This is a genomic window from Marinovum sp. E3, assembly GCF_055755275.1.
Genome location: NZ_JBVTQV010000002.1, coordinates 54,580 through 80,042, shown reverse-complemented (window position 1 = coordinate 80,042; position 25,463 = coordinate 54,580). Strand labels below are relative to the sequence as shown.

At 61.7% G+C, this 25,463-nt stretch carries 21 protein-coding genes; 13 read left to right on the top strand and 8 right to left on the bottom strand.

Annotated features, from left to right (window positions below; all coding sequences use genetic code 11):
• Positions 1–2 precede the first annotated feature (2 nt).
• The 13 genes from AC0J5K_RS17840 (at position 3) to tkt (ending at position 15,467) form a co-directional block, all read left to right on the top strand.
• On the top strand, positions 3–1,346 hold the full coding sequence (locus tag AC0J5K_RS17840) for an ABC transporter substrate-binding protein (protein WP_074840506.1): 1,344 nt from the start codon (positions 3–5) through the stop codon (positions 1,344–1,346).
• 76 nt (positions 1,347–1,422) lie between these two features.
• Complete coding sequence (locus AC0J5K_RS17835; RefSeq protein ID WP_274565393.1) at positions 1,423–2,724, top strand: carbohydrate ABC transporter permease; 1,302 nt, start codon at positions 1,423–1,425, stop codon at positions 2,722–2,724.
• Complete coding sequence (locus AC0J5K_RS17830; RefSeq protein WP_074840510.1) at positions 2,721–3,545, top strand: carbohydrate ABC transporter permease; 825 nt, start codon at positions 2,721–2,723, stop codon at positions 3,543–3,545. The genes AC0J5K_RS17835 and AC0J5K_RS17830 overlap by 4 nt, the downstream gene beginning before the upstream one ends.
• Positions 3,545–4,591 carry an ABC transporter ATP-binding protein gene (locus tag AC0J5K_RS17825; protein WP_274565392.1) on the top strand — a complete coding sequence of 349 codons (1,047 nt, stop codon included), beginning with the start codon at positions 3,545–3,547 and terminating at the stop codon, positions 4,589–4,591. The genes AC0J5K_RS17830 and AC0J5K_RS17825 overlap by 1 nt, the downstream gene beginning before the upstream one ends.
• On the top strand, positions 4,588–6,012 hold the full coding sequence (locus AC0J5K_RS17820; RefSeq protein ID WP_274565391.1) for a glycerophosphodiester phosphodiesterase: 1,425 nt from the start codon (positions 4,588–4,590) through the stop codon (positions 6,010–6,012). Before AC0J5K_RS17825 ends, AC0J5K_RS17820 begins: the two co-directional genes overlap by 4 nt.
• Positions 6,005–7,021 carry a LacI family DNA-binding transcriptional regulator gene (locus AC0J5K_RS17815; protein ID WP_074840525.1) on the top strand — a complete coding sequence of 339 codons (1,017 nt, stop codon included), beginning with the start codon at positions 6,005–6,007 and terminating at the stop codon, positions 7,019–7,021. The genes AC0J5K_RS17820 and AC0J5K_RS17815 overlap by 8 nt, the downstream gene beginning before the upstream one ends.
• The gene (locus AC0J5K_RS17810) at positions 7,018–7,851 is read left to right on the top strand and encodes an inositol monophosphatase family protein (protein WP_074840517.1); all 834 of its coding nucleotides are present in this window, start codon (positions 7,018–7,020) and stop codon (positions 7,849–7,851) included. The genes AC0J5K_RS17815 and AC0J5K_RS17810 overlap by 4 nt, the downstream gene beginning before the upstream one ends.
• 814 nt (positions 7,852–8,665) lie before the next feature.
• On the top strand, positions 8,666–9,694 hold the full coding sequence (locus AC0J5K_RS17805) for a sugar ABC transporter substrate-binding protein (protein ID WP_274565390.1): 1,029 nt from the start codon (positions 8,666–8,668) through the stop codon (positions 9,692–9,694).
• Between the two features lie 131 nt (positions 9,695–9,825).
• A complete protein-coding gene (locus AC0J5K_RS17800; protein WP_371398961.1) occupies positions 9,826–10,893 on the top strand; it encodes an ABC transporter permease in 1,068 nt (355 codons plus the stop codon).
• Complete coding sequence (locus AC0J5K_RS17795; RefSeq protein ID WP_371398960.1) at positions 10,890–11,669, top strand: ATP-binding cassette domain-containing protein; 780 nt, start codon at positions 10,890–10,892, stop codon at positions 11,667–11,669. Before AC0J5K_RS17800 ends, AC0J5K_RS17795 begins: the two co-directional genes overlap by 4 nt.
• On the top strand, positions 11,656–12,312 hold the full coding sequence (locus AC0J5K_RS17790; protein ID WP_274565356.1) for a nucleoside/nucleotide kinase family protein: 657 nt from the start codon (positions 11,656–11,658) through the stop codon (positions 12,310–12,312). The genes AC0J5K_RS17795 and AC0J5K_RS17790 overlap by 14 nt, the downstream gene beginning before the upstream one ends.
• A gap of 38 nt (positions 12,313–12,350) precedes the next feature.
• Entirely contained in the window at positions 12,351–13,307 is a 957-nt protein-coding gene (gene tal / locus AC0J5K_RS17785) for a transaldolase (RefSeq protein WP_274565357.1), read from the top strand.
• A 93-nt stretch (positions 13,308–13,400) separates the two neighbouring features.
• Positions 13,401–15,467 carry a transketolase gene (gene tkt, locus AC0J5K_RS17780; protein WP_274565358.1) on the top strand — a complete coding sequence of 689 codons (2,067 nt, stop codon included), beginning with the start codon at positions 13,401–13,403 and terminating at the stop codon, positions 15,465–15,467.
• A gap of 121 nt (positions 15,468–15,588) precedes the next feature.
• Here the strand turns inward: tkt and AC0J5K_RS17775 are convergent, their stop codons facing one another.
• The 8 genes from AC0J5K_RS17775 to AC0J5K_RS17740 all read right to left on the bottom strand — a co-directional run bounded on the left by AC0J5K_RS17775 (position 15,589) and on the right by AC0J5K_RS17740 (position 25,439).
• Entirely contained in the window at positions 15,589–17,367 is a 1,779-nt protein-coding gene (locus AC0J5K_RS17775; RefSeq protein ID WP_473009909.1) for an IlvD/Edd family dehydratase, read from the bottom strand.
• Positions 17,360–18,880 (bottom strand): aldehyde dehydrogenase (NADP(+)), encoded by a 1,521-nt coding sequence (locus AC0J5K_RS17770; RefSeq protein WP_274565360.1) that lies wholly within the window; start codon positions 18,878–18,880, stop codon positions 17,360–17,362. Before AC0J5K_RS17770 ends, AC0J5K_RS17775 begins: the two co-directional genes overlap by 8 nt.
• A gap of 12 nt (positions 18,881–18,892) precedes the next feature.
• On the bottom strand, positions 18,893–20,008 hold the full coding sequence (locus AC0J5K_RS17765) for a fumarylacetoacetate hydrolase family protein (RefSeq protein WP_283646578.1): 1,116 nt from the start codon (positions 20,006–20,008) through the stop codon (positions 18,893–18,895).
• Positions 20,009–20,224: 216 nt separating this feature from the next.
• The gene (locus AC0J5K_RS17760) at positions 20,225–21,244 is read right to left on the bottom strand and encodes a LacI family DNA-binding transcriptional regulator (RefSeq protein ID WP_074839232.1); all 1,020 of its coding nucleotides are present in this window, start codon (positions 21,242–21,244) and stop codon (positions 20,225–20,227) included.
• 272 nt (positions 21,245–21,516) lie between these two features.
• Positions 21,517–22,545, bottom strand: a complete 1,029-nt coding sequence (locus tag AC0J5K_RS17755) for a hypothetical protein (RefSeq protein ID WP_074839235.1) — start codon at positions 22,543–22,545, stop codon at positions 21,517–21,519.
• Positions 22,546–22,555: 10 nt separating this feature from the next.
• Complete coding sequence (locus AC0J5K_RS17750; protein WP_074839237.1) at positions 22,556–23,620, bottom strand: ABC transporter ATP-binding protein; 1,065 nt, start codon at positions 23,618–23,620, stop codon at positions 22,556–22,558.
• Between the two features lie 17 nt (positions 23,621–23,637).
• Positions 23,638–24,531, bottom strand: coding sequence for a carbohydrate ABC transporter permease (locus tag AC0J5K_RS17745; protein WP_274565361.1), 894 nt, complete (start codon positions 24,529–24,531; stop codon positions 23,638–23,640).
• A 2-nt stretch (positions 24,532–24,533) separates the two neighbouring features.
• The gene (locus tag AC0J5K_RS17740; RefSeq protein WP_420398589.1) at positions 24,534–25,439 is read right to left on the bottom strand and encodes a carbohydrate ABC transporter permease; all 906 of its coding nucleotides are present in this window, start codon (positions 25,437–25,439) and stop codon (positions 24,534–24,536) included.
• Positions 25,440–25,463 lie beyond the last annotated feature (24 nt).

Below are 25,463 nucleotides of genomic sequence, written 5' to 3'. Positions count from 1 at the left end.
CCATGAAAAAGATGACTAGCGCATTGGCGCTGATCGCCGCCACGGCCGCCGCGCCGGTTCTGGCAGAAGACATCACCATCACAGTCTGGGCCGGCGGGTCCAATGACAGCGACCACTACCGCATAGACAACATCCGCATTGCCGCCGACATGCTGTCGCGCGAAGCAGCCATCCGCGGCGAAGAGTTGAACATCACCGTCGAAGGCAAACGCGATTTCGACGGCTGGGACGGCTTCAAACAGGCCGTGACCCTCGGCGCCGAAGCGGGCAACGCCCCCAATATCGTCGTCACCTCGCATCTGGACATCGCCCCCTGGGCCAGCGCCGGCTACATCGTCCCGGTCGAGGACTACGTCGATCTGGACGCCTGGCCGCTGAACAACATCTACGGCAACCTGATGGAAATCGCGACGTTTGACGGCATGCAGTGGGGTGTGCCCCAGGACGCGGAAAGCCGCCCGTTCTTCTATTGGAAAGAGACCTTCGCAGCGCTCGGCTACAGCGAGGCGGACATGGACGCCATGTCTGCCCGTGTCGAGGCCGGTGAATACACCCTGCGCGACATGCTGGCCGATGCCAAGAAAGCCGTCGACATGGGCCTTGTCGAAAAAGGCTACGGCTTCTATCCGCGCGTGTCCAACGGGCCGGACTACGCTCAGTTCTATCAATCCTTCGGCGGTGAGCTGACGGACACCGAAACCGGCAAGCTGCTGTTCGACCGCACTGCCATGACCGAGATGTACCAGTTCTTTGTCGACGCGGTGGATGCCGGTGTCACCCGAAGGAACCACATCGGCACCGAATGGGACCAGTGGTATTCCGAAGTTGCCAATGGCAAAGCCGCGTTCTGGCACGGCGGCACATGGCATTATGGTCGCTATACCGGCAAGGAAGGCAACGAAGACTTCTTCGGCACCGTCGGCTTTACCCTGATCCCGGCCGGCAATGATGCGGGCCGCGCCAATACCGTGACCCACCCGCTGGTCTATCTTCTTACCGATCAGAAAGACGACCGCGTCGAGGAAATCGCCGCACAACTGGTCGCCATCGCGTCCGAGCCGCGCCTGAACGCGCTGCATGCGATCAAGTCGTCGCACCTCGCCATCGGCAAGGCCGAAGCCGGTCTTGACCTCTATTCCGGTGACCGCTGGGCCGCCGAGGCTACCGAAGTCCTGCTGCCGCACGCCAATGCGCAACCGAACCACCCCAGCTACGGAGCGTTTTCGGAAGCGATGTTCAAGGGCCTCGAAGCCGCCTGGACCGGCGTTCAGACCCCCGAAGAAGCCGTGGCCGAAGTGGAAGCGCAACTGACCGCCACGCTGGGCGACGAGCTGATCGTTCGCTGAGCCTGATCCGGCTGAAATCCGGCGACGGCGCGCACAATCAGCCCGCCGTCGCCCCTGTTCAATCACGAGGTGCCACATGACCCGACAGACCCTTTTGGCCTTGGGCTTTCTCAGCCCCGCGTTGCTGGCGGTAATGATGTTCTTTCTACTACCCGTTGTGCTGACGGTGGTTTTTGCCTTTACGAACATGAGCACCTCGACCGGCATTCTGGGCGGCGAATACCAGATCAGCGAAAGCGACCTGCGCCGCCTGCCGGCAGTGGGTGTTGGCGATGACGCGGTGGCCCTGTTGGCAGGTGCCGGATACGCGGTGCAGCCCGAAACATTGGCCCTGTTTGCCGCCGAATTCGGCGAGGACCGCGCCGCAGAGCTGGACAAGCTGCATGGCGGCGCAAAGTTCGACGACCAGCGGGCCATGGAACGGGCGCTGAAGGAGCTGCGGCGGAACCCGCTGCGCAAGGTCCGCGACCGCAAGACGGCGGCAGACCTGTTCCGCGTCTCGATCCTTGGGCAACGGTTCGCCACCCGGGATGACTTCGCCTCGGCCATCGCCGATCTTGGCGTGCCGGAGCGCGACCGCCTCGCGCTGACCGAGGCGGCCTATACCGGGTGGACCTTTACCACCCAGAATTTTGAGTTGCTGTGGGAGTTGCCTGCCACATGGCGTTATGCGCTGAACTCCGTCATCTACGTGGTTCTGACGCTTGCTTTCAACGTGGGCTTCGGTCTTTTCCTTGCGCTGTCGACCTTCTATCTGCCAAGCCGCACCGCCCAGACGTTTCGGGCCATCTGGTTTTTGCCGCGCATCCTGCCCCCTGTGCTCTATGTGCTGATGTGGCAATGGCTGACATGGGATCAGGGCTTTATCTCGGCCATGCTGCGCCCCTTCGGCTTTGAGCCGATCAACTGGATGCGTCACACCGCCACCCATGCCTGGACATTCATTGTGTTGATCAATGGCTGCGTGGGGGCGTCGTTGGGAATGATCCTGTTTTCCTCCTCGCTGCGCGCGATCCCCGAAACGCAATTGTTCGCGGCACAGGTGGACGGGGCCAACCGCTGGCAACAGGTCCGCCATGTGCTGTTGCCGCAGATGCGCTGGCCGATCCTGTTCATCACCTCGTACCAAACCTTGTCGCTGCTGACCTCGTTTGAATACATCCTGCTGGCCACCGATGGCGGGCCGGGCAGACAGACTGAGGTCTGGGCGCTGGCCGCTTATCACACCGCGCTTTCGAACTATGGCGGCAATCTCGAATACGGGTTGGGGGCCGCCTATGCGCTGGCGCTGGTGATCATCGGCATCCTGCTGTCGGCGCTGTACCTGCGTTTCTTCAAATTCAGCGAACTCGTTGCAAAACCGAGGATCGAACAATGAACACCAAGGGAAACTGGATGCTGATCCTCGCGCTGTCGCTGATCTCGGCGCCGCTGGTCATCATGTATGGCTTTCAGTTGATCGACAGCGTGTCGCGCCCCGCGCCCGGCGGCATCATCCCGCAGGAGTGGGAGTTGACCAACTGGCGCTTCCTCTGGACAAGCATCGACAGTGCGCGGCCCTCCATCTGGCGGGTGACCTTCAACACATTCGTCTTTGCCAGCGCGACCGCGCTTTTGGTTTGCGCCTTCTCGATCACCGCCGCCTATGCGCTGTCGCGGCTGAACTTTCCGGCGCGGCGGTTCTTCTTGGCCGGGTTGATCATGCTGCATGCCTTTCCGACCATTACCCTGATCATCGCGATCTTCATCGTGCTGCAATTTCTCGGGCTCTACGACAGCCTGATGGGCGTGATCCTTGTGAAAGCGGCACTGGAATTGCCCTTTGGCATCTGGATCATGAAAGGCTTTTACGATTCCGTCCCGTGGGAGATCGAAATGGCGGGCGTGCAGGACGGCGCCTCGCGGTTCCGGGTCTGGCGGGAACTGATCCTGCCGCAGGTCAAACCGGGCCTTTCGGCGCTGTTGATCTTTTCCTTCCTCGCCGGCTGGTCGGAATTCATCCTGCCGCTGGTGCTGGCGCCCGGCGCCGATGCCCAGGTTCTGGCCACCTACATGAACGCGGTCATCGCGGACGACACCCGCCCGGATTACGGACTCTTCAAGGCGATCGGCATGTTCTACGCATTGCCGGTCATCGCAGTTTACCTGCTGTTCCAGAAACGGCTCATGAACATTTATGGCGGAGGCACGAAAGGCTGATGCGGATCGAACTGCAAAACTTTACCAAACGCTTTGGCGACACCACAGTGATCGAGGACATGTCGCTTTCGGTCGCCTCCGGCGAGATGATCGCGCTGCTGGGGCCGTCGGGCTGCGGCAAGTCCACCACGCTGTTTGCGATCAGCGGCATCCACCGGATCGACGGCGGCACGCTGCATTTCGGGGATCGGGATGTGACCCGTCTGCCGCCGCAGGACCGTCCGGTCGGCGTGGTGTTCCAGAACTATGCGCTTTATCCGCACATGAGCGTGGCGGACAACATCGGCTTTCCGCTCAGGGTGCAAAATCTCAAACCGGCCGAGGTCAAACGCCGCGTGGGCGAGATGGCGGAACTGGTCCAGATCGGCAATCTTCTGGCCCGCAAACCGCAACAATTGTCCGGCGGTCAGCAACAGCGCGTGGCGCTGGCACGCGCGCTTGTGCGCAAGCCCGATGTGATGTTGCTGGACGAACCGCTGGCCAATCTCGACGCCAAGCTGCGGCTGGAAATGCGCTCGGAAATCCGCAGGCTTCAGCGCGAAACCGGCATCACCGCGATCCTTGTCACCCATGACCAGATCGAAGCCATGTCGATGTGTGACCGCATCGCCCTGATGAAGGATGGCCGGATCGAACAAATCAGCACTCCCGGCGACATGTACGAACGTCCCGCGTCCCGCTATGTGGCCGGGTTTCTGGGCAATCCGCCGATCAGCTTCTTGCGGGCCGAGGCCAATGGCCAACTGACAATCGGCGCCGACATCGCTCTCCCCCTGCCCCATGGCACCGAGGCCCGCGGGCCGATCACGCTGGGCGTGCGCCCCGAACATTTCGGCCCGCAGCATCGCGGGCCATCCATCGCCGGGCAGGTCAGTTTCATCGAGCCGCAAGGCCGCGAAGACCTGATCGACGTGACCCTGCCCTGCGACCAACGGCTGCGCGCCATCGTGCCCGCCGGCCATGACATCGCGCTGGGACAACCCGTCAACTGGCAGCTTGACCTGTCTCGCGTGCATCTGTTTGACGCCGAAGGAGCCCGCCTGTGACCGCATCCCCCGACTGGACCCGCCCGGACCGCCCCTATGCCATCGCCCACCGGGGCGCTTCCGCCTATGCGCCTGACAACACGCTAGAGGCATTCCGCATCGCCAGCGCGCTTGGCGCGGAAATGTGGGAAGTCGATATTCGCATATCGTCCGACGGCCAGATCATCGCGTTCCACGACAAGATCCTGTCGGACGGGCGCAAGATCTCTGACACAAGCTTTGCCGAAATCCTCGCCCACACCACGGCAGAAAACCGTCCCTGCCCCCTGTTGCGGGATGTGGTGGCCGAGGCCGCGATGCTGGGCACCGGCATCTACGCCGATATCAAGGACACCCGCGCAACCCTGCCAGTGCTGCATATGCTGCGCGACCACGGCATCACCCGCGCCATCCTTGGTGCCTTTGACCGGGAGGCCGCAAAGCTTCTGGCCGAAGCCGACAGCCCCTACCCCCGGTCCGTGCTTGTGCCGCTGGGCGCGGAGCCCTTCGCCTATGCCCAAGGCGCGGATGTGATCCACCTGTGCTGGGAACATATGGACCGGCCGCAAGACACGCTGACCGACGCCCTGTTTGAACGCGCCTTTGCCCAGGGCCAGCGCATCGCGATCTGGCACGAGGAAGACCCGGAGCGCATGGCCGCTATCCGCACCCGCCCTGTGATCGGCATCTGCTCGGACCGGCCCGAACTGGTCAACCAGCCGGGACGCGGCCTGCCGTTTCAGACCGTGTGCCATCGCGGCGCCAACAAATTCGCGCCGGAAAACACCCTACCAGCGCTGGAATGCGCGCTGGCGGCTGGCTTTGACTATATCGAATGCGATCTGCATCACACCGCCGACGACGAGATCGTCATTCACCACGATGCCACGCTGGAAAGAACCACCAATGGCGCGGGCCCGATCAGTGATCACACCCTGGCCGAATTGCGCGCGCTCGACGCCGGTGGCTGGTTCAGCCCGCATTTCGCCGGAACCTCGGTTCCGACACTGGCCGAAGTTCTAGACCTGCTGCACCGCTATGACGGGCGCGCCTATCTTGAGCTCAAATCCGCGCCCCCGGCCCCGGTCTGGCAAGCGGTCTGCGCGGCGGGATTGCAGGATCGCGTGTTTTTCTGGTCTTTCGATCACGCCAAACTGCAAGCTCTGCGCGCCCTTGCCCCACAAGCGAACATCATGGCGCGGCGGCAGGATTATCCAACGCTTGCGGATACGCTGGCCGATCTTGCGCCGCAGATCGTGGAATTCACCATGCCCGAAGGCACCGGGGATTTCGCCGCCGTTCGCGCCGCAGGCGCATCTGTCATGCTGGCCGCAATGGCCGGTGATGCCGGCACCTTGGCGCAGATCGTGGCCGCCGCGCCTGACCTTGCCAATGTCGATCATCCCTTTGCGCTTGCCCGATTGGTGCGCGCCGATGGATGACCACCGTCGACCCACATCTTACGACGTGGCGCGCATGGCCGGGGTCTCGCGATCTGCGGTGTCGCGCTGTTTCACTCCCGGTGCCAGCATCGCGGATGACACCCGCGCCAAGATCATGGAGGCCGCGCGCGCTTTGGGCTATCGCACCAACGCACTGGCGCGGAACCTCAAATCGCAGCGATCGCAGCTGGTCGCCATCCTTGCCTCGCGGCTGGACACGCCGTTTCGGGCGCGGCAGGTGAAACACCTTGCCCGCGCGCTGATTTCCGAGGGGTTTCGCCCGCTGCTTCTGACCGCTGATCACAGCGATGATCTGGAGCCCTTGCTCTCGTCGATGCTGGATTACAACCTCGCCGGGATGATCGTGACTTCGGATACACCGCCCGCCGCCGTGACCGAGGAATGTCAGCGACTGCGTGTGCCCGTTGTATTGATCAACCGCAACCCCGGCTCCAGCGGCGGCGACCGGATTCAGCTCGACCCCGATGCCGCTGCCGAGATCGTGTTCGACATGCTGCACGCGGCGGGTGCGCGCCGTTTTTCCGTGCTGCGCCCCAAGGATCGGACATTCACCGTGATCGGCCGGGTCAACAGCTTTTGCGAACTGGTCCACGCCAGGGGGATGCCCTGTCAGGTGATGCCCTGCGATGGCCAATCCTTTGAGGCCGGGCGTGATGCAATGCGCCGCCACGAAGCCACCCTGCGTTCCTGCGATGGCCTCTTTGCCGCGAATGACTTGCTGGCCTGCGGCGCGCTTGACGGGCTTCGCGGTGATCTGGGGCTGCGCGTGCCACAGGACATTGCCGTTGTCGGGTTTGACGACATTGAACAGGCCAGCTGGGCGTCTTATGATCTCAGCACCGTGCGCCAAGATGCCGGCACACAGGCCGCCATGGCGGTCGAGGCAATGAGCTACCGACTGCAAACACCGGATGCCCCGACACTGGTGACACATCTGCCGCTGCACCCGGTGGCACGCGGCACCACAGGAAAGATCGAACAACCATGAACATGCAGGGCCGATTGTCCTTTGCCGCCGCTCTGGCCCGAGAGGCCGGAACGCTGGCCCGTGACATGCGCGCGGCCCATGGGGGGCTGACCATCGACGCCAAGGGGCCGCAGGATTTTGTCACCGCCGCCGATCTGGCGGTGGAGTCCCTCATCCGCACACGCCTTGCGGAACACTTCCCCCAAGACGCCATCATTGGCGAAGAGGGCGGACGCCGCGGCGATACCTCCTCTGGCGAGGTCTGGATCATCGACCCGATCGACGGTACGACGAATTTCCTGCGCGGCATGCCGGACTGGGCCGTGTCCATTGCCTGTGCCAGCGCGAGCGAAATCGTTTTGGGTGTGATCTTTGCGCCCGATCTGGATCTGCTGTGCGAGGGGCTGTTGTCCGGCGCCCCCGTCGCACGCAAGAATGGCGTTCCCCTTCAGGTGGACGCTGGATGCGCCGCTGCCAAAGCGCTGATTGCCGTCGGCTGGTCGCCGCGCACGCCCTTTGCCGATCATGCCGCGTTTCTGGAACGGATCGTGGCGCAGGGCGGCGAATTCCGCCGCAGCGGCGCGGCCACCATTGGCCTGATCGGTGTCGCCTCGGGCTGGGTCGACGCCTATGCGGAGCGCGAGTTGAACCTGTGGGATGCCGCCGCCGGCATCGCGATTATCAAGGCCGCGGGCGGCACGGTGGTGGCCCCCGCCTTTACCCCGGAGCTGACAGCCCCTGCGCCCTTCCTTGCGCTCGCCCGCGCAGATCATGAATTGGCACCCCTGCTGCGTGACAATGTATTGGGTGACACTTTCCGGGATGAACCGCAGGCCGACACCAAACGATGAGCTTTGCTGACGAAGGTGGACGTCAAAAAACGGCGCTCGTTCAAGCGCAGAACGCCGGACGAGGCATATTGGCAGGGTCGAGATCAGAAATTGGCGGCATGAAAGCCAAGTCCGATACACCTTGGGACAGCCGGCGAACTGTCCAGAGAACCGAAATCGACCGAGGCGAGGTCAAGACCACGGCGCCCTGGTCGCAGGCCGAGATAGTGGCGCGTCCGGGTTGATCCTGGCCGAACGGACGGTTGTCCGATCTTGCCGCGCTGGGGTTTGCCCCGGATCACCAGATTTGCGTCCACGAGAGTTCGGAAGATCCCCGAAATCGCATTGGGGGACGGACCGGTGGCCTGAGTCGCCTCTGCCTTGGTCAATTGCCCATCCTGCGGATCAACTTGAGGATCAGGCCCTCGTTGTGGTTCCCCACGGCGACCTGGTTGGATCGCCTTTGGCGGTTTGACCGGAGTAGCGCCTCTCGGTCAGAAGGCGACGCATCGGGCCATGTATCACTTTGATTTTTGGAAGGTCTCACCACATTGGCCGACGCTGCGATAGTAAGATTTCTTGCCAGTTTGACAAGCAGCGGCGCGGGTCGGCGCGCACCATTACTTACTTTCGAATGAATTATTTATTGACTCGCGAGCCCTTCACGTTCTACCCAGAACCCGCGTCTGCCGAAGAGATTTTTAGCAGGTGCCTCGCTCCGGTTGCATGTTGCGACCGCAACAACGGACTGTCCGAACCAGACACCATTAATTACTTCATCAGGAAGTTTTATGGTTCCAAAACCTCGGACAACAGAACGACTTTTGGAGGAAACATGACCCTTAGAACCTGTGTTACGGCACTCGCCACTCTCGGTGCAGCCTCGTTTGCCGGCACCGCATATGCCGGCAGCCACGCGGCTGGCGCCTGCCTGATCACCAAGACCGACACCAACCCGTTTTTCGTCAAGATGCGCGAAGGCGCGACCGCCAAGGCCGAGGAACTGGGCGTCGCGCTCAATACCTATGCCGGCAAGGTGGATGGTGACAACGAGACCCAGGTCGCTGCGATCGAAACCTGCATCGCCAACGGCGCCAAGGGCATCCTGCTGACCGCATCGGACACCTCTGCCATCGTTCCCGCCGTGCAACAGGCGCGCGATGCCGGCATTCTGGTGATCGCACTCGACACGCCGCTCGATCCGATCGACGCCGCCGACATGACCTTTGCAACCGACAATTTCAAGGCGGGCGAGCTGATCGGCCAATGGGCCGCCGCCTCCCTGGGTGACGAGAGCGCCAACGCCAAAATCGGCCTGTTGAACATCAATATTTCGCAGCCCTCTGTAGGGGTATTGCGGAACCAGGGTTTCCTGCAAGGCTTCGGCATCGATCTCGGCGACCCGGGCAAATGGGGCGATGAAAAGGATCCGCGCATCGTCGGGCACGACGTGTCGGAAGGCAACGAGGAAGGCGGTCGCAAGGGGATGGAGAACCTGCTGGCCCAGGATCCGGAAATCAACGTGGTCTACACGATCAACGAACCCGCCGCTGCCGGCGCCTACGAGGCGCTGAAGGCCATCGGCCGGCAGGAAGATGTGCTGATCGTCTCGGTCGATGGCGGCTGCCCCGGGGTCGACAATATCGAGGCGGGGATCATCGGAGCGACCTCGCAGCAATACCCGCTGAAGATGGCCGCGCTGGGGGTCGAGGCGATCGCGACCTTCGCCGAAACCGGCGAGAAGCCGGAAGCGACCGAAGGCAAGAATTTCTTCGATACGGGCGTGGCGCTTGTGACCGACCAGCCGGCCGATGGCGTCGAGTCGATCTCGGTCGCTGAGGGCAAGAACCTCTGCTGGGGCTGATCGCCTGACTGTCCGGGCCGCACCGACGGCCCGGACAGTTCTCTGACATGGAACACTCCGGCGGGTGACCTGCCCGCCCCCGTTTCTATTCCCGTGCCCGGACCCACCCGGCACAACATCTGGAGGCACTCATGTCCAACTCGGACAATTACGAAGCCGCAACCCAGGACGCCTCGACCGACGTCGCGTCGTTCGAGGAGAACCACAAGGGGCTGGTCGGCAAGTTCCACGACCTGCTGCACACGACACCGGCCCTGGTGCCGCTGATCGTGCTGGTCTCGGCGATCATCTTGTTCGGCCTGCTGCTGGGCAGCCGATTCTTCTCGCCCTTCGCCATGACGCTGATCCTGCAACAGGTGCAGATCGTCGGTGTGCTGGCGGCGGCGCAGGCGCTGATCATCCTGACCGCCGGGATCGACCTCTCGGTCGGCGCCATCGCGGTGCTCTGCACCGTGGTGATGGGCAAGTTTTCCTTCAATTACGGCATCCCGCCATTCTTCGCGGTGATCGCCGGGCTGCTCTGCGGCACCGCCATCGGCGCGGCCAACGGCTGGCTGGTCAGCCGGATGAAACTGCCGCCCTTCATCGTGACGCTGGGCATGTGGCAGATCGTGCTGGCCGCCACCTATCTCTATTCCGCCAATGAAACCATCCGCAGCCAGGACATCGAGGCCGAAGCCCCGTTCCTGCAATTCCTCGGCACCACTTTCGACGTCGGCGGCGCGCGGTTCACCCTCGGCGTCTTCCTGATGATCGTGCTGGTGGCGGCGCTGGCCTATGCGCTGCGCTCGACCGCCTGGGGCCGGCATGTCTATGCGGTGGGCGATGACCCGGAGGCCGCCGAATTGGCCGGTGTCGACGTGCACCGAACGCTGATGTCCGTCTACATGCTGGTGGGCTTCATCTGCGGTCTCGCCGCCTGGGTGATGATCGGGCGGTTCGGTTCGGTGTCGCCTTCGGCCACGACCGGCGTGATCGGCAACATCCAGGCGATCACCGCCGTGGTGATCGGCGGCATCTCGCTCTTTGGCGGGCGCGGCTCGATCCTGGGCGCTTTCTTCGGCGCGCTGATCGTCGGCGTTTTCGAGCTTGGCCTGCGCATGGGCGGGGCCAACCCGCAATGGACCTTCCTGCTCATCGGCGCACTGATCATCGCCGCCGTGGCCGTGGACCAGTGGATCAGAAAGGTGTCGGCATGACCCAGCCCATTCTCAAAGGACGCAACCTCGTCAAACGCTACGGCAAGGTCACCGCACTCGATCATTGCGACTTCGACCTTTATCCGGGCGAGATCCTCGCGGTGATCGGCGACAACGGCGCCGGCAAGTCGACGCTGATCAAGGCGGTCTCGGGCGCGGTGATCCCCGACGAGGGCACGGTGGAGTTGGACGGCAAGCCGGTCAACTTCCACTCGCCGATCGACGCCCGCAACGCCGGGATCGAGACCGTGTACCAGACGCTGGCCATGTCGCCGGCCCTGTCGATCGCCGACAACATGTTCATGGGCCGCGAGATCGTGCGCAAGGACTTCATGGGCAAGTGGTTTCGCAAGCTCGACAAGAAGGAGATGGAGCGGTTCGCCCGCGAGAAGCTGTCGGAGCTGGGCCTGATGACGATCCAGAACATCAACCAGGCGGTCGAGACGCTCTCGGGCGGCCAGCGTCAGGGGGTGGCGGTGGCCCGCGCGGCGGCCTTCGGCTCCAAGGTCATCATCCTCGACGAGCCGACGGCGGCGCTCGGCGTCAAGGAGAGCCGCAAGGTGCTGGAGCTGATCCAGGACGTGAAGTCGCGCGGCATCCCGATCATCCTGATCAGCCACAACATGCCGCATGTCTTCGAGGTCGCCGACCGGATCCACGTCCACCGGCTGGGCAAGCGGCTCTGCGTGATCAACCCCAAGGATCACAGCATGTCCGACGCCGTCGCCTACATGACCGGCGCCAAGGTGCCGGAGCGTGCAGATGAGTTCGCCTGACGCGTTCGCCCCCGGCAATGTCGTCGATCTTGCGCGGCGCATTGCCGGATTGCCGCGGATAGGGAACCGCTGGCTGGTGGCCGTTGCCGGGGCGCCGGCAGGCGGAAAGTCCCTGCTGGCCGGAATGATTACGGCCGCAGTAAATGCGGCGGGCCGCCCCGCCCGCGCCATCCCGATGGACGGGTTTCACCTCGACAATGGCCTGCTTGAGACACGCGGGCTTGTGGCGCGCAAGGGTGCGCCCGAGACCTTCGACGCGCAGGGCTTCATTCACATGATGCACCGGTTGAAGCAAGGCGGCGAGGTCGTCTATCCGCTGTTCGACCGCAGCCGTGACCTCGCCGTCGCGGGAACGGCCTCGATCGAGGCGGAGTGCGACGTGGCGATTGTCGAGGGCAACTACCTGCTCTTCGGCGAAGACCCTTGGCAATCGCTAAAGCCGCTCTGGGACCTGTCGGTCTGGCTCGACACGCCCGAGGAGGTGTTGCGGGGCCGTCTCTTGCAGCGCTGGCTCGACCATGGGCACACACCCGACGAGGCCCTGGCGCGCGCCGAACGCAACGATCTGCCGAACGCGCGCCGCATTCTCGCCGGCCGCCCGGAGGCGGATGTGACGTTTGTCGCGGACGACATCCGGGTCTGACGTTCGAACACAGCACAACCGATCAAGGAGGAAGACCCATGGCAAGCAGCCTGAGCCAATTGCGGGAGATGACCACCGTTGTCGCCGATACAGGAGACGTGAATGCGATCCGGGCGCTGAAACCCCACGACTGCACAACCAACCCCAGCCTGATCCTGAAAGCGTTGCAGATGCCAGCCTTCGAGGAGATGGTCGCCAAGGAGATCGAGGCCGGCAGGTCGGCCGGAAAGACGCCGCTCGAGATCGCGGATACCCTGACTGTCGGGGTCGGCGTGGAACTGGCGCAACTGGTACCCGGCCGGGTTTCGACCGAGGTGGATGCGCGCCTGTCCTTCGACACCGAGGCCTCGCTTGCCAAGGCGCGGGCGCTGGTCGCGGCCTACGGCGAACGCGGGGTCGGTCGTGAGAAGATCTTCATCAAGCTGGCCTCCACCTGGGAAGGCATCCGCGCCGCGGAAGTCCTGCAAGACGAGGGCGTAGACTGCAACCTTACGCTTCTCTTCTCGCTCGCGCAGGCTGCGGCCTGCGCCGAAGCGGGCGTGGCGCTGATCTCGCCCTTCGTCGGCCGGATCACCGACTGGTACACCGCCAAGGAGGGCCGCAGCTTCGACGCCGAGGAGGATCCTGGCGTGCGCTCGGTGCGCGAGATCTACGATTACTACAAGTCGAACGGGATCGAGACCATCGTGATGGGCGCCTCGTTCCGCAATACCGGCCAGGTCAAGGCGCTGGCGGGCTGCGACCGTCTGACGATCTCGCCCAATCTGCTCGAGGAACTCGACGCCGAGGAGGCCGGGGTGCAGCGGGTGATGACGCCCGAGAGTGCATCTGGCATGGCGCGGATCTCGCTGGACGAGTCGGATTTTCGCTGGCGGCTGAACGCCAATGCCATGGCCTCCGAGAAGCTGGCCGAAGGCATCCGTAATTTCGACGCCGACCATCAGAAGCTTCTGCAAGGCATCGAGCAAAAGCTGACGCAGTCGTCCGCCGCCTGATCAATCGGAAGGCCGGGGATATTCATCCCGGCCTCCACTCCCCTCATCAAAGCGCGTTCGCGCCTCATTGCCGAACTTGGAAGGAACGCAGTCATGAGCAATTCCGACGATCTCGATCAACTGTCGATCAACACGCTGAGAACTCTGACGATCGACGCGGTTCAGGCCGCCAATTCCGGCCATCCGGGCGCGCCCATGGGGCTTGCGCCGGTGGCCTACACCCTCTGGCAGCGCTTTCTGCGCTTTGATCCCGACAGACCGATCTGGCCGAACCGAGACCGCTTCGTGCTTTCGGTCGGCCATGCCTCGATGCTGCTCTATTCGTTGTTGCACGTTACGGGCGTCAAGGCGGTCAATCCCGATTACGAAACCCAGGGCGAACCGGCGGTGCCGCTCGATGCGATCCGGAATTTCCGCCAGATGGGCAGCGCGTGCCCGGGCCATCCGGAATATCGCTGGACCACCGGCGTCGAGGCCACGACCGGCCCGCTCGGCCAGGGCGTCGCCACCACAGTGGGTATGGCGATCGCGCAGCGGTGGCTTGCGGCGACCTACAACCGGCCGGGTTTCGAGCTTTTCGATTACGATGTCTACGCGCTGGCCGGCGACGGCTGCATGATGGAGGGAATTTCCGGCGAGGCGGCCTCGCTTGCCGGGCACCTCAAGCTGTCCAACCTTTGCTGGATCTACGACGACAACAAGATCACCATCGAGGGGTCGACCGACCTGGCCTTCAGCGAGGATGTGGGCAAGCGGTTCGAAGCCTATGGCTGGAACGTGCTCCGGGTCGCGGATGCCAACGATCTCGATGCGCTGGATCAGGCCTTTCGGAGTTTCAGGGCGGCAGAGGACCGGCCGACGCTGATCATCGTGCGCAGCCATATCGGTTATGGATCCCCCAACAAGCAGGGCACCTACGGCGCGCATGGCAGTCCGCTGGGCGACGATGAAATCCGCCTGACCAAGCGGAATTACGGCTGGCCCGAGGACGCGAAATTCGAGGTGCCGGACGAAGTGATCGCACATTTCCGCGACGGGCTTGGAAAGCGGGGCGATGAAGCGTCCAGCGCCTGGAACGCGCTGTTTTCCGAGTACCAAGACACATATCCGGACCTCGCGCATCAGCTGAACTGCACGCAACGGCGCGTGCTGCCGGACGGCTGGGACCAGGGCCTGCCCAGCTTTCCGGCGGATGACAAGGGGCTGGCAGGCCGGATCGCCTCGGGCAAGGTGCTGAACGCCATTGCCGAACAGGTGCCCTGGCTGATCGGCGGCGCGGCCGATCTTGCGCCGTCGACCAATACAAGGCTGACCTTCGACGGCGCCGGCGACTTCAGCGCCGAGGACCATGCCGGCCGCAACTTCCACTTTGGCGTCCGCGAACACGCGATGAGCGCCGTTCTGAACGGCATGTCGCTGTCCAAGGTCCGGCCCTACGGCTCTGGCTTCCTGATCTTCAGCGACTACGCGCGCCCGGCCATCCGGCTGAGCGCATTGATGGAGATCCCGACGATCCACATCTTCACCCATGATTCCATCGGCGTCGGCGAGGACGGCCCGACCCACCAGCCGGTGGAACACCTTGCCTCGCTCCGGGCGATCCCGGGGCTTGTGGTGCTGCGGCCCGCCGATGCCAACGAAGTGGTCGAGGCCTGGCGCGTCATCATGCATCTGCGCCATGAGCCGGCGGTGCTGATCCTCAGCCGCCAGAACCTGCCCACTCTGGACCGCTCTCGCTATGCCCCGGCGGCCGGCGTCGCCCGCGGCGCCTATGTGCTGGCCGATGCCGTCGACGGCAAGCCGGACGTCCTGCTACTGGCCACGGGCAGCGAAGTGTCGCTGTGCATCGCGGCCTACGAGGAGCTGAAGGCTGCGGGTATCGCCGCGCGCGTGGTCAGCATGCCGTCCTGGGAGTTGTTCGAGCAGCAGGAGCAGGCCTACAAGGACGCCGTCCTGCCGCCGGACGTGACCGCCCGCGTGGCGGTTGAGAAGGCGTCGATCCTGGGCTGGACCAGGTATACCGGACTGCGCGGCCAGATCATCGGCATGCGCACTTTCGGAGCGTCAGCGCCGCTCGCGGAACTCCAGCGTCAATATGGCTTCACGCCGGGCAACATCGTGGCCGCGGCCAAGGAGCAGGTGGCTAACGCAAGGACATGATTTCCCCTGGGGGCGCCTTGGATTTCAGGCGCCCCCGGGTTCAGGTGGATGGCGGGAGCACACTTTTGCAGTGTAGTTCCTCGGGGGATGACTCGATCCAGAACCACCTTTGGAAAAGCGTTCAGTGATTGTGCCGTGGGAGGCGGTTCCTGGTCGCGCGAAACGATGGCGCCCCTTTGAGAATTCCGCCGTCTTCGAGCTGCGTGACATTTTCGCGGTATAACCGCTCCCAGGGCGTATTCGCCTCGGGAATTTCAAGGCCGCCTGTACGGCGCTGGCGCAGTTCCTCGTCGTCAACAACGGCATTGCAGGTGCCGTTCTTGATATCAATTCGGATTGTATCACCGGTTCTCAGCAACGATAGGCCACCGCCCGCGACACTCTCTGGCGAGGCGTTCAGGATGGACGGGCTATCAGCCGTGCCGGATTGGCGGCCATCGCCAAGCGTGGGCAGGCTGGTAATTCCCGATTTCAACAAATGATCCGGCGGCTGCATGTTGACCACTTCGGCCGAACCCGGCCATCCAATGGGCCCCGCCCCCCTGATCACAAGAATACTTTGGGCATCGATATTGAGGGTCGGATCGTTGATCCGCGCGAGATAGTCGTCTGAGCTTTCAAAGACGATCGCGCGGGCTTCAAACACACCGGGCCTCTCGGGGTCGGACAGGTAACGTTCGGAAAACTCGTCTGAAATGACGCTCGTCTTCATAATGGCGAAATCAAATAGATTGCCGCTCAAAACAAGAAAGCCGGCGCGGTCTTTCAACGGTTGCGAGTAAGAACGAATGACATCGCCGTCAGGGGCGGCGGCCCGCGCCAGTTGGATCGAAATTTTCTCGCCGGAGACGGTCAGGCATTCCCCGTTTAGCCTTTTGTTGTCCAGCAGTTCGCGCATGATTGATGCCACCCCACCGGCACGATGAAAACTTTCCCCGAGATAGTCGCCGGAGGGCTGAACGTTGGCCAAGAGCGGTATGTCATAGGCCGCCGACCAGTCTGCCGCCGTCAGGGACAGGCCTGCATGCAAGGCCATGGCGTTCAGATGGGGTTGTGCATTCGTGGATCCGCCAAGGGCAGCGCATGTGTTTACAGCGTTCAGAAATGCGGCTTTGGTCATGATATCGGACGGGCAGAGATCTGCGCGCACCATCTCGACGATCCGCATTCCCGTCCTGTACGCAATTTGGCCGCGCTCGCGGTAAGGCGCTGGGATCGTGGCGCATCCGGGCAAGGACATTCCCAGCGCTTCTGCCATTGCGTTCATCGTCAGGGCGGTGCCCATGGTGTTGCAATGTCCGGCCGACGGGGCCGAATCCAACGCTTCATCAAGGAATTCGTCACGGGTCATCTCGCCGGCAGCAAGTTTTCGCCGCGCCCGCCAGATGACGGTGCCGGACCCCACCCGTTCGCCGTTGTGCCACCCGTCCAACATCGGGCCGCCAGACAACACGATCGCAGGGATATCGACGGTCGATGCCGCCATGAGCGCGGATGGCGTGGTCTTGTCACAGCCCGTCGTCAGAACAACCCCGTCCAGCGGATAGCCGTTCATAATTTCGACGAGACCCAGATATGCCAGGTTCCGATCCAATGCCGCGGTCGGACGGCGGCAGTTTTCGAAGATTGGATGTGTCGGAAAGGCGATTGGGATACCTCCCGCATCGCGAATTCCGTCCCTGACGCGCGATTCATTGGCGAGATGCCCTCGGTTGCAGGGGGCCAAATCGCTGCCGCTCTGCGCAATCCCGATTATGGGACGACCTGATCGCAATTCGTCCGGCGTGATCCCGTAATTCATGAACCGTTCAAGGTAGAGAGCCGTCAGGTCGGCATGGTTGGGATTGTCGAACCAATCCTGTGAACGAAGGCGCGGTGTGGGCTGTGTCATGTCACGGATTGCCGGCGAAGTCATCGACGAGCGAGTCGGGCAGGTTCTGATAGCAGACCGGACGGACAAAGCGGCGAATGGCCAGTGTTCCGACCGAAGTTGCCCCGAAATTCGTCGAAGCCGGGTATGGGCCGCCATGCACCATCGTGTCAGATACTTCGACGCCGGTTGGAAATGCGTTGGCAAGGATGCGGCCTGCCTTGCGCTCGAGCAGCGGAATGAGCTTGCCGGCCTCTTCGCGGTCGTCGTTTTCCATTTGGAGTGTCAGCGTCAACTGACCATCGAGAGAGGCGGCAATCTTGTGCATCTGCCTGACGTCATCGGCCAGAACCACCAGGCCAAGGGGCCCAAAGACTTCGTGGTGCAGGCTGGCATTTTCCAACCAGTCCTTTGCCGGGACCGACAGCAAGACCGGACGCGCCGTGCGCCCGTCACCCACCGAGCCGTCATGACCTGTGTGACGGGTGGTGGTGGCGTCGCTGTCAAATTTTGCGGCGCCGGATTGATAGGCTTGCGCAATCCCATCGGTCAGCATCGTCTGCGGGGCAATTCCATCAAGGGCGGTGGCCGCTGCCGCAATAAACGTATCTGCCTCTGGCCCGGCGACAACGATTGCGATCCCGGGTTTTGTGCAGAACTGGCCGACGCCCATTGTCAGGGAACCTGCCCACCCCTCCCCTATCGATGCCGCACGTGCCGACAGGGCGGCGGGCAGAACGAACATCGGATTGACAGACCCGAGTTCGCCAAAAAACGGAATTGGGGTCGGGCGTTGGGCGCACAGGTCAAACAGCGCCCTGCCGCCTGCCAAAGACCCGGTAAATCCGACGGCGGCGATCAAAGGGTGCTGCACCAAAGCGGTGCCGACATCGCGGCTGCCACCCTGAACCAACGAGAAGACGCCGGCGTCTATCCCGTGCGTCTTGCGCGCAACGTCGATCGCCTGCGCGACGATTTCACTGGTTCCAGGATGACCTGAATGCCCCTTGACCACGACAGGACAACCGGCCGCCAAGGCGCTCGCGGTGTCACCGCCAGCCACACTGAAGGCCAGCGGGAAATTTGACGCACCAAAGACCGCGACAGGACCAATCGGGCGCTGGATCAGTTTGAGATCGGGGCGGGGCAAGGGGGCGCGATCCGGCAAGGCGGCATCGTGACGGCGATCAAGATAATCACCCGCTGTGATGTGATCGGCGAACAGACGCAATTGCCCGGTTGTGCGGCCACACTCGGCGATCAGACGTTGTTCGGGCAGCCCGGTTTCCTGAGACCCGATCTTTGCGATCTCATCCACACGGCTCTCGATTTCCTTCGCGATTTCGTTCAGAAATGCGGCGCGATCTGCGCGGCTCGTCTTTCCATAGCTCGCAAAGGCAGCCTCGGCAGCTTCCACGGCTGCGTCAACAAGGTCGGGCGTGCCGACCGAGAATTCCCGAGGTTCGCCATGCGCCGGATCGGACCGGAACGTCCGCTCTCCGCCAATCCAGTTTCCAGCTATCAGATGTTTTCCGACACTCATTATTTGTCCTTGTTAGATAAGATTGCGCGCCGCCAAATTGCGCATCATGTCTGCCAGACCAAAAGTCCATTCGGCGCAGGATGTTGAAAGATCGACCGAGTTGACGAGCTGGCCTAATTCGGGACAGGACACAGTGACAATATCGCCTATTTTATGTGTAAATCCCTGTCCGGGCGCATCTCTGTCCTGTGTGGGGGCGAACAAGGTTCCGAGAAAGAGCACCAACCCGTCGGGGTATTGGTGATGCCTTCCGATGGTTTGCTTTACCAAGTCTTCGGGGTCGCGGCTGATCTGTTTCATCGAACTCGAACCTTCAAGCCGATAGCCGTCAACGCCCTCGATTGTGAGCTGAATTTCCAGATTCCGCACGGCGTCAAGGTCGAAAGTATCGTCAAAAAGCCGGATCATCGGTCCGATGGCGCAGCTGGCATTGTTGTCTTTTGCCTTGGACAACAACAAGGCGGATCGGCCCTCTACGTCGCGCAAATTGACGTCATTTCCCAATGTCGCGCCCAGGACGGCGCCCTTGGAATTCACAACGAGCACCACTTCGGGTTCCGGGTTGTTCCAGTTCGAGATGGGATGCAAGCCGACCGCGCTGCCAAAGCCGACAGATGACAGAACCTGGGCTTTGGAAAAGACTTCGGCGTAGGGGCCAATGCCCACCTCGAGGTATTGGGACCACAACCCCTCGGCCTTTAGAGCTTCTTTCACCTTTTCGGCCTCGGCAGAGCCCGGGACGATGTTGTTGAGACTGTCACCGATACGGGCGGCAACCCGATTTCGGATATCCTCGGCTTTTGCCGCATCGCCCGCGGCTTGCTCTTCAATAACGCGTTCAACCATCGACCCGGCAAAGGTCACGCCGCAGGCTTTGACGGCCTGCAAGTCACAGGGCGCCAGCCAATCCCATTCACCTTCGACCGGGCGTCCGGGCGCCGCCGCCACATAGGAGGCCGGGTCGTCCATTTCCATGATGTCGCGTACCGCCGGCGCATCGCGCGATGTGATATCCAGCAAGGTTCCGTCACGGGCCGTCACGACACATGGACCGACATCCGGGACAAGAATGCGCCCAAGCCAGAGGCCATCTGTTTCTGGTATTGGAAGTGGCATAAGAGTTTCCATCTGTGTTTCGCGGGCGCGGTCGAAAAATCAACTCATGCGCTGACGCCCTCCCCGAGGCGCTCCTTCAGCACCCACACGGCTTGAGCCCTGTCAGCGCGCCGATGACTCTATGATCATTTTAGATCATCGTCAATGATCATTTTGGGTCATTCCAGGATCGATATTTGACATTTTGCACTCTTCAAAATTGACAGCCAGAGCAACCAAATCTTCAGGTCAAGGCATGTTGTCGGCGAGGAAGATATCGATGGTTATCTTCTCCTGGCTTTCGACAATTGGCGCCCCCAGGCAATGAGCCCGCAGGACACGTACCGCGCTTCTGGCGATGTGATCGACGTTCTGGCCAATAACCGCATCCAACTCACCGCGCGACAAGGCTTCCCGCAGGCGCGGCGTCAACTCATGCATGATGACAATCGGTCGCTGTTCTATTTCGCTCAATGCCCTCAGTATGCCACTGTTGCCTGCGCTGCTGGAATAGATGCCGGAAATGTCCGGATGCTCCGCCAGCAGCTTGCGAACCAACTGATAATTCTTTTCGATTATGCTGTTGCCTTCAAGCGGCTCCAGAACCTCGACTGTCTTAAGGGTCGCGTCCAAGGCTTGGTTAAAGCCATAGATGCGATCAATTTGATCCCGCAACCGCGCCGTGCCGCAAACGATCGCGATCTTGTGGCGTCCGGCCGGCAGGAAGCGCCCCATCAGGCTTCCCGCAACACGCCCGGCGTTCACATTATTGATGCCGATGAAATTGACCGGCGCGTCGGTGATGTCCGAAACCAACGTCACCACCTGAAGCCCGCGGGTCTTGGCCCTTTCGATCGCATGCCGCACGCCGGGCGCATCCACGGCAAAGACAGCAATCCCCTGATAGTCCTCGCAGGACACGGCATCCAGCTGCGCGATGATCGCTTCATCATCGTCGAACGGGATATATCCGAAATCGATTTTCACCTCATAGTCGGGCACTGCGGCGGGGGCGGAGGCCACCGCTTGCTTGAACATTTGCAGGAAGGCACTTTCCCCGTTTGGAATGAGAAACAAGAACTTGAGGACACCGCGAACCGAATGCGTGATGGAATCAGGCAATTGGCGGTAACCCAGCTCCCGGACGGCGTTCGCCACCTTCTCGCGGGCATTGGCGCTGACGCTTCCGCGATTGTTCAGAACGCGCCCCACGGTCGCCGTGCTGACATCTGCATGTCGAGCTATATCCTCGACCGTCGGCTTCTTCATCGAGATCCTCCCCAGTTAGCGCCCCTCTCCTTTACCCTGAGGGCTGGGCAAGAAAAAGACAACGGTTCTGACGTAAAAAGATCATCTAGAGCCGCATTTTGATCGCACATACCAAGAGGTGAGCCCGCGACACCGCCCGTCAACAACGGGGCTGGCCATCCCCTCCCGGGGGATCTGTGCCGTTTATCAAGGCGTCCAATCATCGGCGAAACGACAACCGGCGGCAAATCTGTCTCTCCTGCCGCCGGCCTTCGCTTCAACGGCCGCTGGGCTCAAGTGCCTGCGATTTCCTTTGCCTTTTCAAAGAACCCGCGTTTGCGTGGGGATGAGATGCCCCAGTTCACCGGCACCGATTGATAGCCATCGTCGGGGCCATCCCCGTCCATCCTGTAGTCGAAAAAGCCCCAGCCGGCATAGCTTTCCACCGCGGCAACGAAATTGTTGTCATCCTTGTCAAAGTCGAAATGGTCATCCTCGTTGAACAGGATAGGCATCGGCCTGTAGCCCGGCACCTCGCGGGTCTTGCGCACCATGTCGCGGATCAGGTCGGGGTCATCCTGACCGTTTCCGTGAATCAGGATGAAATCGCTGCGCTCGACGACGTTGGTCTTGGGAATGAAGCCGCCGCCATAACTTGTCCCGGTCAAAAGACGACGACCATCCTTTTCGACGGATTTCGCGATGTCGATCAATTCGTGCACACCGTCCGGCATGAGAACCGGCAGCTGGTAAAGGATATCGCACTCATTGTTGATTTCCAGAAGGATGTTGCTGTGCCCCGTCTCCAACAACCAGGTCACGGCATTGTGCACGGCCGTTCGCACCGCATCCTCGCTGGCGAATATCTTCTCTTGACCGAAGTAGAACAGCCCGACGATCACCACCATGCCCAGCTCATCCGCCGCCCTGAGAATGCGGCTCAGCCGATCGAGGTATTCGTCGCGCAACGCGCCCTCAGGCGTGAATGCCGAGTTGATCCATGGCTGTTGCTTGGAATAGCCGTAGGGACTGCCTCCCTGAAGGTTGATCGTGAAAGCCAGCACGCCATGCGCCTTCCAGCTCGGCATTGCCGCGATGAACTCCTCGGTGTTGCGATCCGCATCCCAGCTCCCGGTATCCGCATAGGCCCAGTCGTCACGTGTCTCCGGATTCAGATCGTCAAAGATGCCTTGCACCATGCGGGTGTTCAGCAAGAGACCCTCGACCGGATGCCCTTTCCAGCTCCGCCCGCGATAGGTCGGCGCCCCGTTGATCTGGAACTTCGCGCCGTCAATGGTGACTTCGGTAGATTTGGTGGTCATGTGATGTCCCTTACTGGTCCAGGCGAATGCCGGACGATGTGTCGAACAGATGGCAATGCTCCTTCGCCATCCAGATATCGATGAAGTCCCCGACCCTGTGAGCCACCCGACCGGTCACCTCGATGGTCACTTTTTCGTCGCCCATTTCGACGACAAGGATCGTCGCGGGGCCGGTTGGCTCGATCACCGAGACCATGCAGCGCACTTTCATGCCCCCGGTATCCGAAAGCGAAATATATTCAGGCCGAATGCCAAGCGTGACCTCGGCCCCGGCCCGCAAGGACGCTCCCAGCGGCAGTTCAAGTCCACTGCCCAGCACGACAGTACCGCTGTCCGAAATGGTCCCGTCGATCAGGTTCATGGACGGCGAGCCAAGGAATTCCGCGACAAAGCGGTTGGCGGGCTGGTCATAGAGATCCAGCGGCGCTCCGACCTGTTCGATTGTGCCGGCGTTCATGACGACAATGCGGTCGGCCATGGTCATGGCTTCGATCTGGTCGTGGGTGACATAGACAATCGTGGTGCCCAGACGGTTGTGCAGCGACTTGATCTCGGCGCGCATCTGAACCCGCAGCTTTGCATCCAGATTGGACAGCGGTTCATCGAACAGGAACACCGAAGGATCGCGCACGATCGAACGCCCCATCGCAACCCGTTGGCGTTGCCCGCCCGACAATTGCGCCGGCTTGCGATCCAACAGGGAATCCAGCGCGAGGATCTTTGCCACCTCGTTGACGCGCTCGGCAACCTCCGCCTTGTCCGCGCCGTCGAGCTTCAGCGAAAAACCCATGTTTCCGGCAACCGTCATATGCGGGTAGAGCGCGTAAGACTGGAACACCATCGCGATATTTCTTTGGCGCGGCATCATGTTGTTGACGACCTCGCCATCGATCGCGACCTCGCCCTCGGTGATGCTTTCCAGCCCCGCCAACATGCGCAAGAGCGTGGACTTTCCGCAGCCCGATGGCCCGACCAGCACGATGAATTCGCCTTTCGTCACCTCCAGCGACAGATCGGGAATGGCCGTGACGGCACCGTATTTCTTGGTGACGTTCCGAACAGAAATTGTGGACATTCTTGGGGGTCCTCAGCTTATTTGACAGAGCCAGAGGTCAGCCCGGAAACGAGCCATCTCTGCACGAAAATGAACATGATCAGCGCCGGCACAGTGGCCAACACGCAGGCGGCCATGAACATGCTGACATAGCGGGTGCCGCCACCTTCGGCCGTCAGATCTCCGATCCCGACCTGGATCGTCTTCATCTCGCTGGAATTGAGCAGCAAGGACGCCCAGAGAAAATCGTTCCATGCATTGAGGAAGGTAAAGATCGTCACCGCGGCCAATCCCGGAAGGGAAATCGGCAGGATGATCCGCAGGAAGGTCGAGATGTAGCTGCACCCATCCACCAGCGCCGCCTCTTCGATCTCGGGCGGACATGAGGATTCGAAATACCCTTTCAGCAACAGGATCGAAAACGGCAGAGAGAACCCGGCATAGGACAGGATCAAACCGGTATAGGTGTTCAACAGGCCGGCATCCTGAATCAGCGCATACAGCGGAAAGACACGGGTGATCGGCGGGATCAGCTGGGTCACAAGGATCGTGACGAGGATCAGGGTCATGCCCGGAAAGCGGAACCGCGACAGGACATAGGCGGCGCTGGTCCCGATCAACGTTGCCAACAGCGCCGCCGCCGCCGAGACGTAGATCGAGTTGAAGATATAGCGCCAGATTGGGATCAGCAGGTTGATGTCCTGGTAGGAATCCAGCCGGATCTGATCGAGAATCCACTTTGGCGGCAATTGCTTGATTTCCGCCGCCGTCTGGAACGAGCTTTTGAGCATCCAGAAGATCGGCAGCAGAATGTAGATCAGCGCAATGACGGTTGCGGCAATGACGGTCAGCTTGGTGATCGTGTCGACACGGCGATAGCGGGAAAAGATCCCCTGCCCCTGACGCACAGCCGGATTGACGGTGGCATCCATGGTTATTTGTCTTTCCTGATTTGCGCGCGGATATAGAAGATGCAGATCACGCTGGTCATCAGAAAGACCACACCGCTTGCCGCAGACGCATAATCGAAGCGGAAGAAGTTGAAGGCCTGCTGATAGGCGTATACCGCCGCGACATTGGTCATGTCCTGCGGGCCACCGCCGGTCATGATGAAGTTGATTTCGAAGTGTCCGAAACCGGTGATCAGCAACAGCATCACGATGACACCAAGAACCGGCTTCAGCAAAGGCAGGGTGATATACCTGAAACGCCCGATCAGGCTTGCCCCGTCGATCGAGGCCGCTTCGTACAAGCTGCGCGATATCGACTGCATGCCCGCCAGCAGAAAGATCACCACAAACGGCAGCCCGTTCCACACCCGCACCGCCACAACGGACGCCAACGGCAGCGAAAGCGGTCCGGCTTCAGTGGTATCGGTCAGAAACCGCAGGTTGCCGTCAATCAGCCCCCAATCCATGAGCAAGGCGTTGATCGGACTGCGATCGGTGTCCAGCATCCACACCCAGATGGCTGCGGCCACGACGGGCGGCACGAACCACGGGGCGCAGATCAGGGTTCTGACAATGGCGCGCCCGCGATATTTCGCATTCATGACATGCGCCAGCAGCAGCCCGAGCGCCACGACCAGAGCCATGACCATGACGGTCATCACCACGGTATTGACCAGCGAGGTCACGAACCGTTGGTCAGACAAGACTACCTGATAATTGCGCCATCCCACGAACGTCTCGCCGGCGGTTTCCGCCTGAATCAGATCGTAGTCCAGAAAGCTCCACCATAGCGACGTGACCATCGGCACGATGCCAAGGGCCAACGTAATCAGAAGCGCCGGTGCAACCATCAGATAGCAAAAGAGATTCTTGCGCAGTTCCATCGCCATCACGTCCTGTTTGTCTGGAAATGC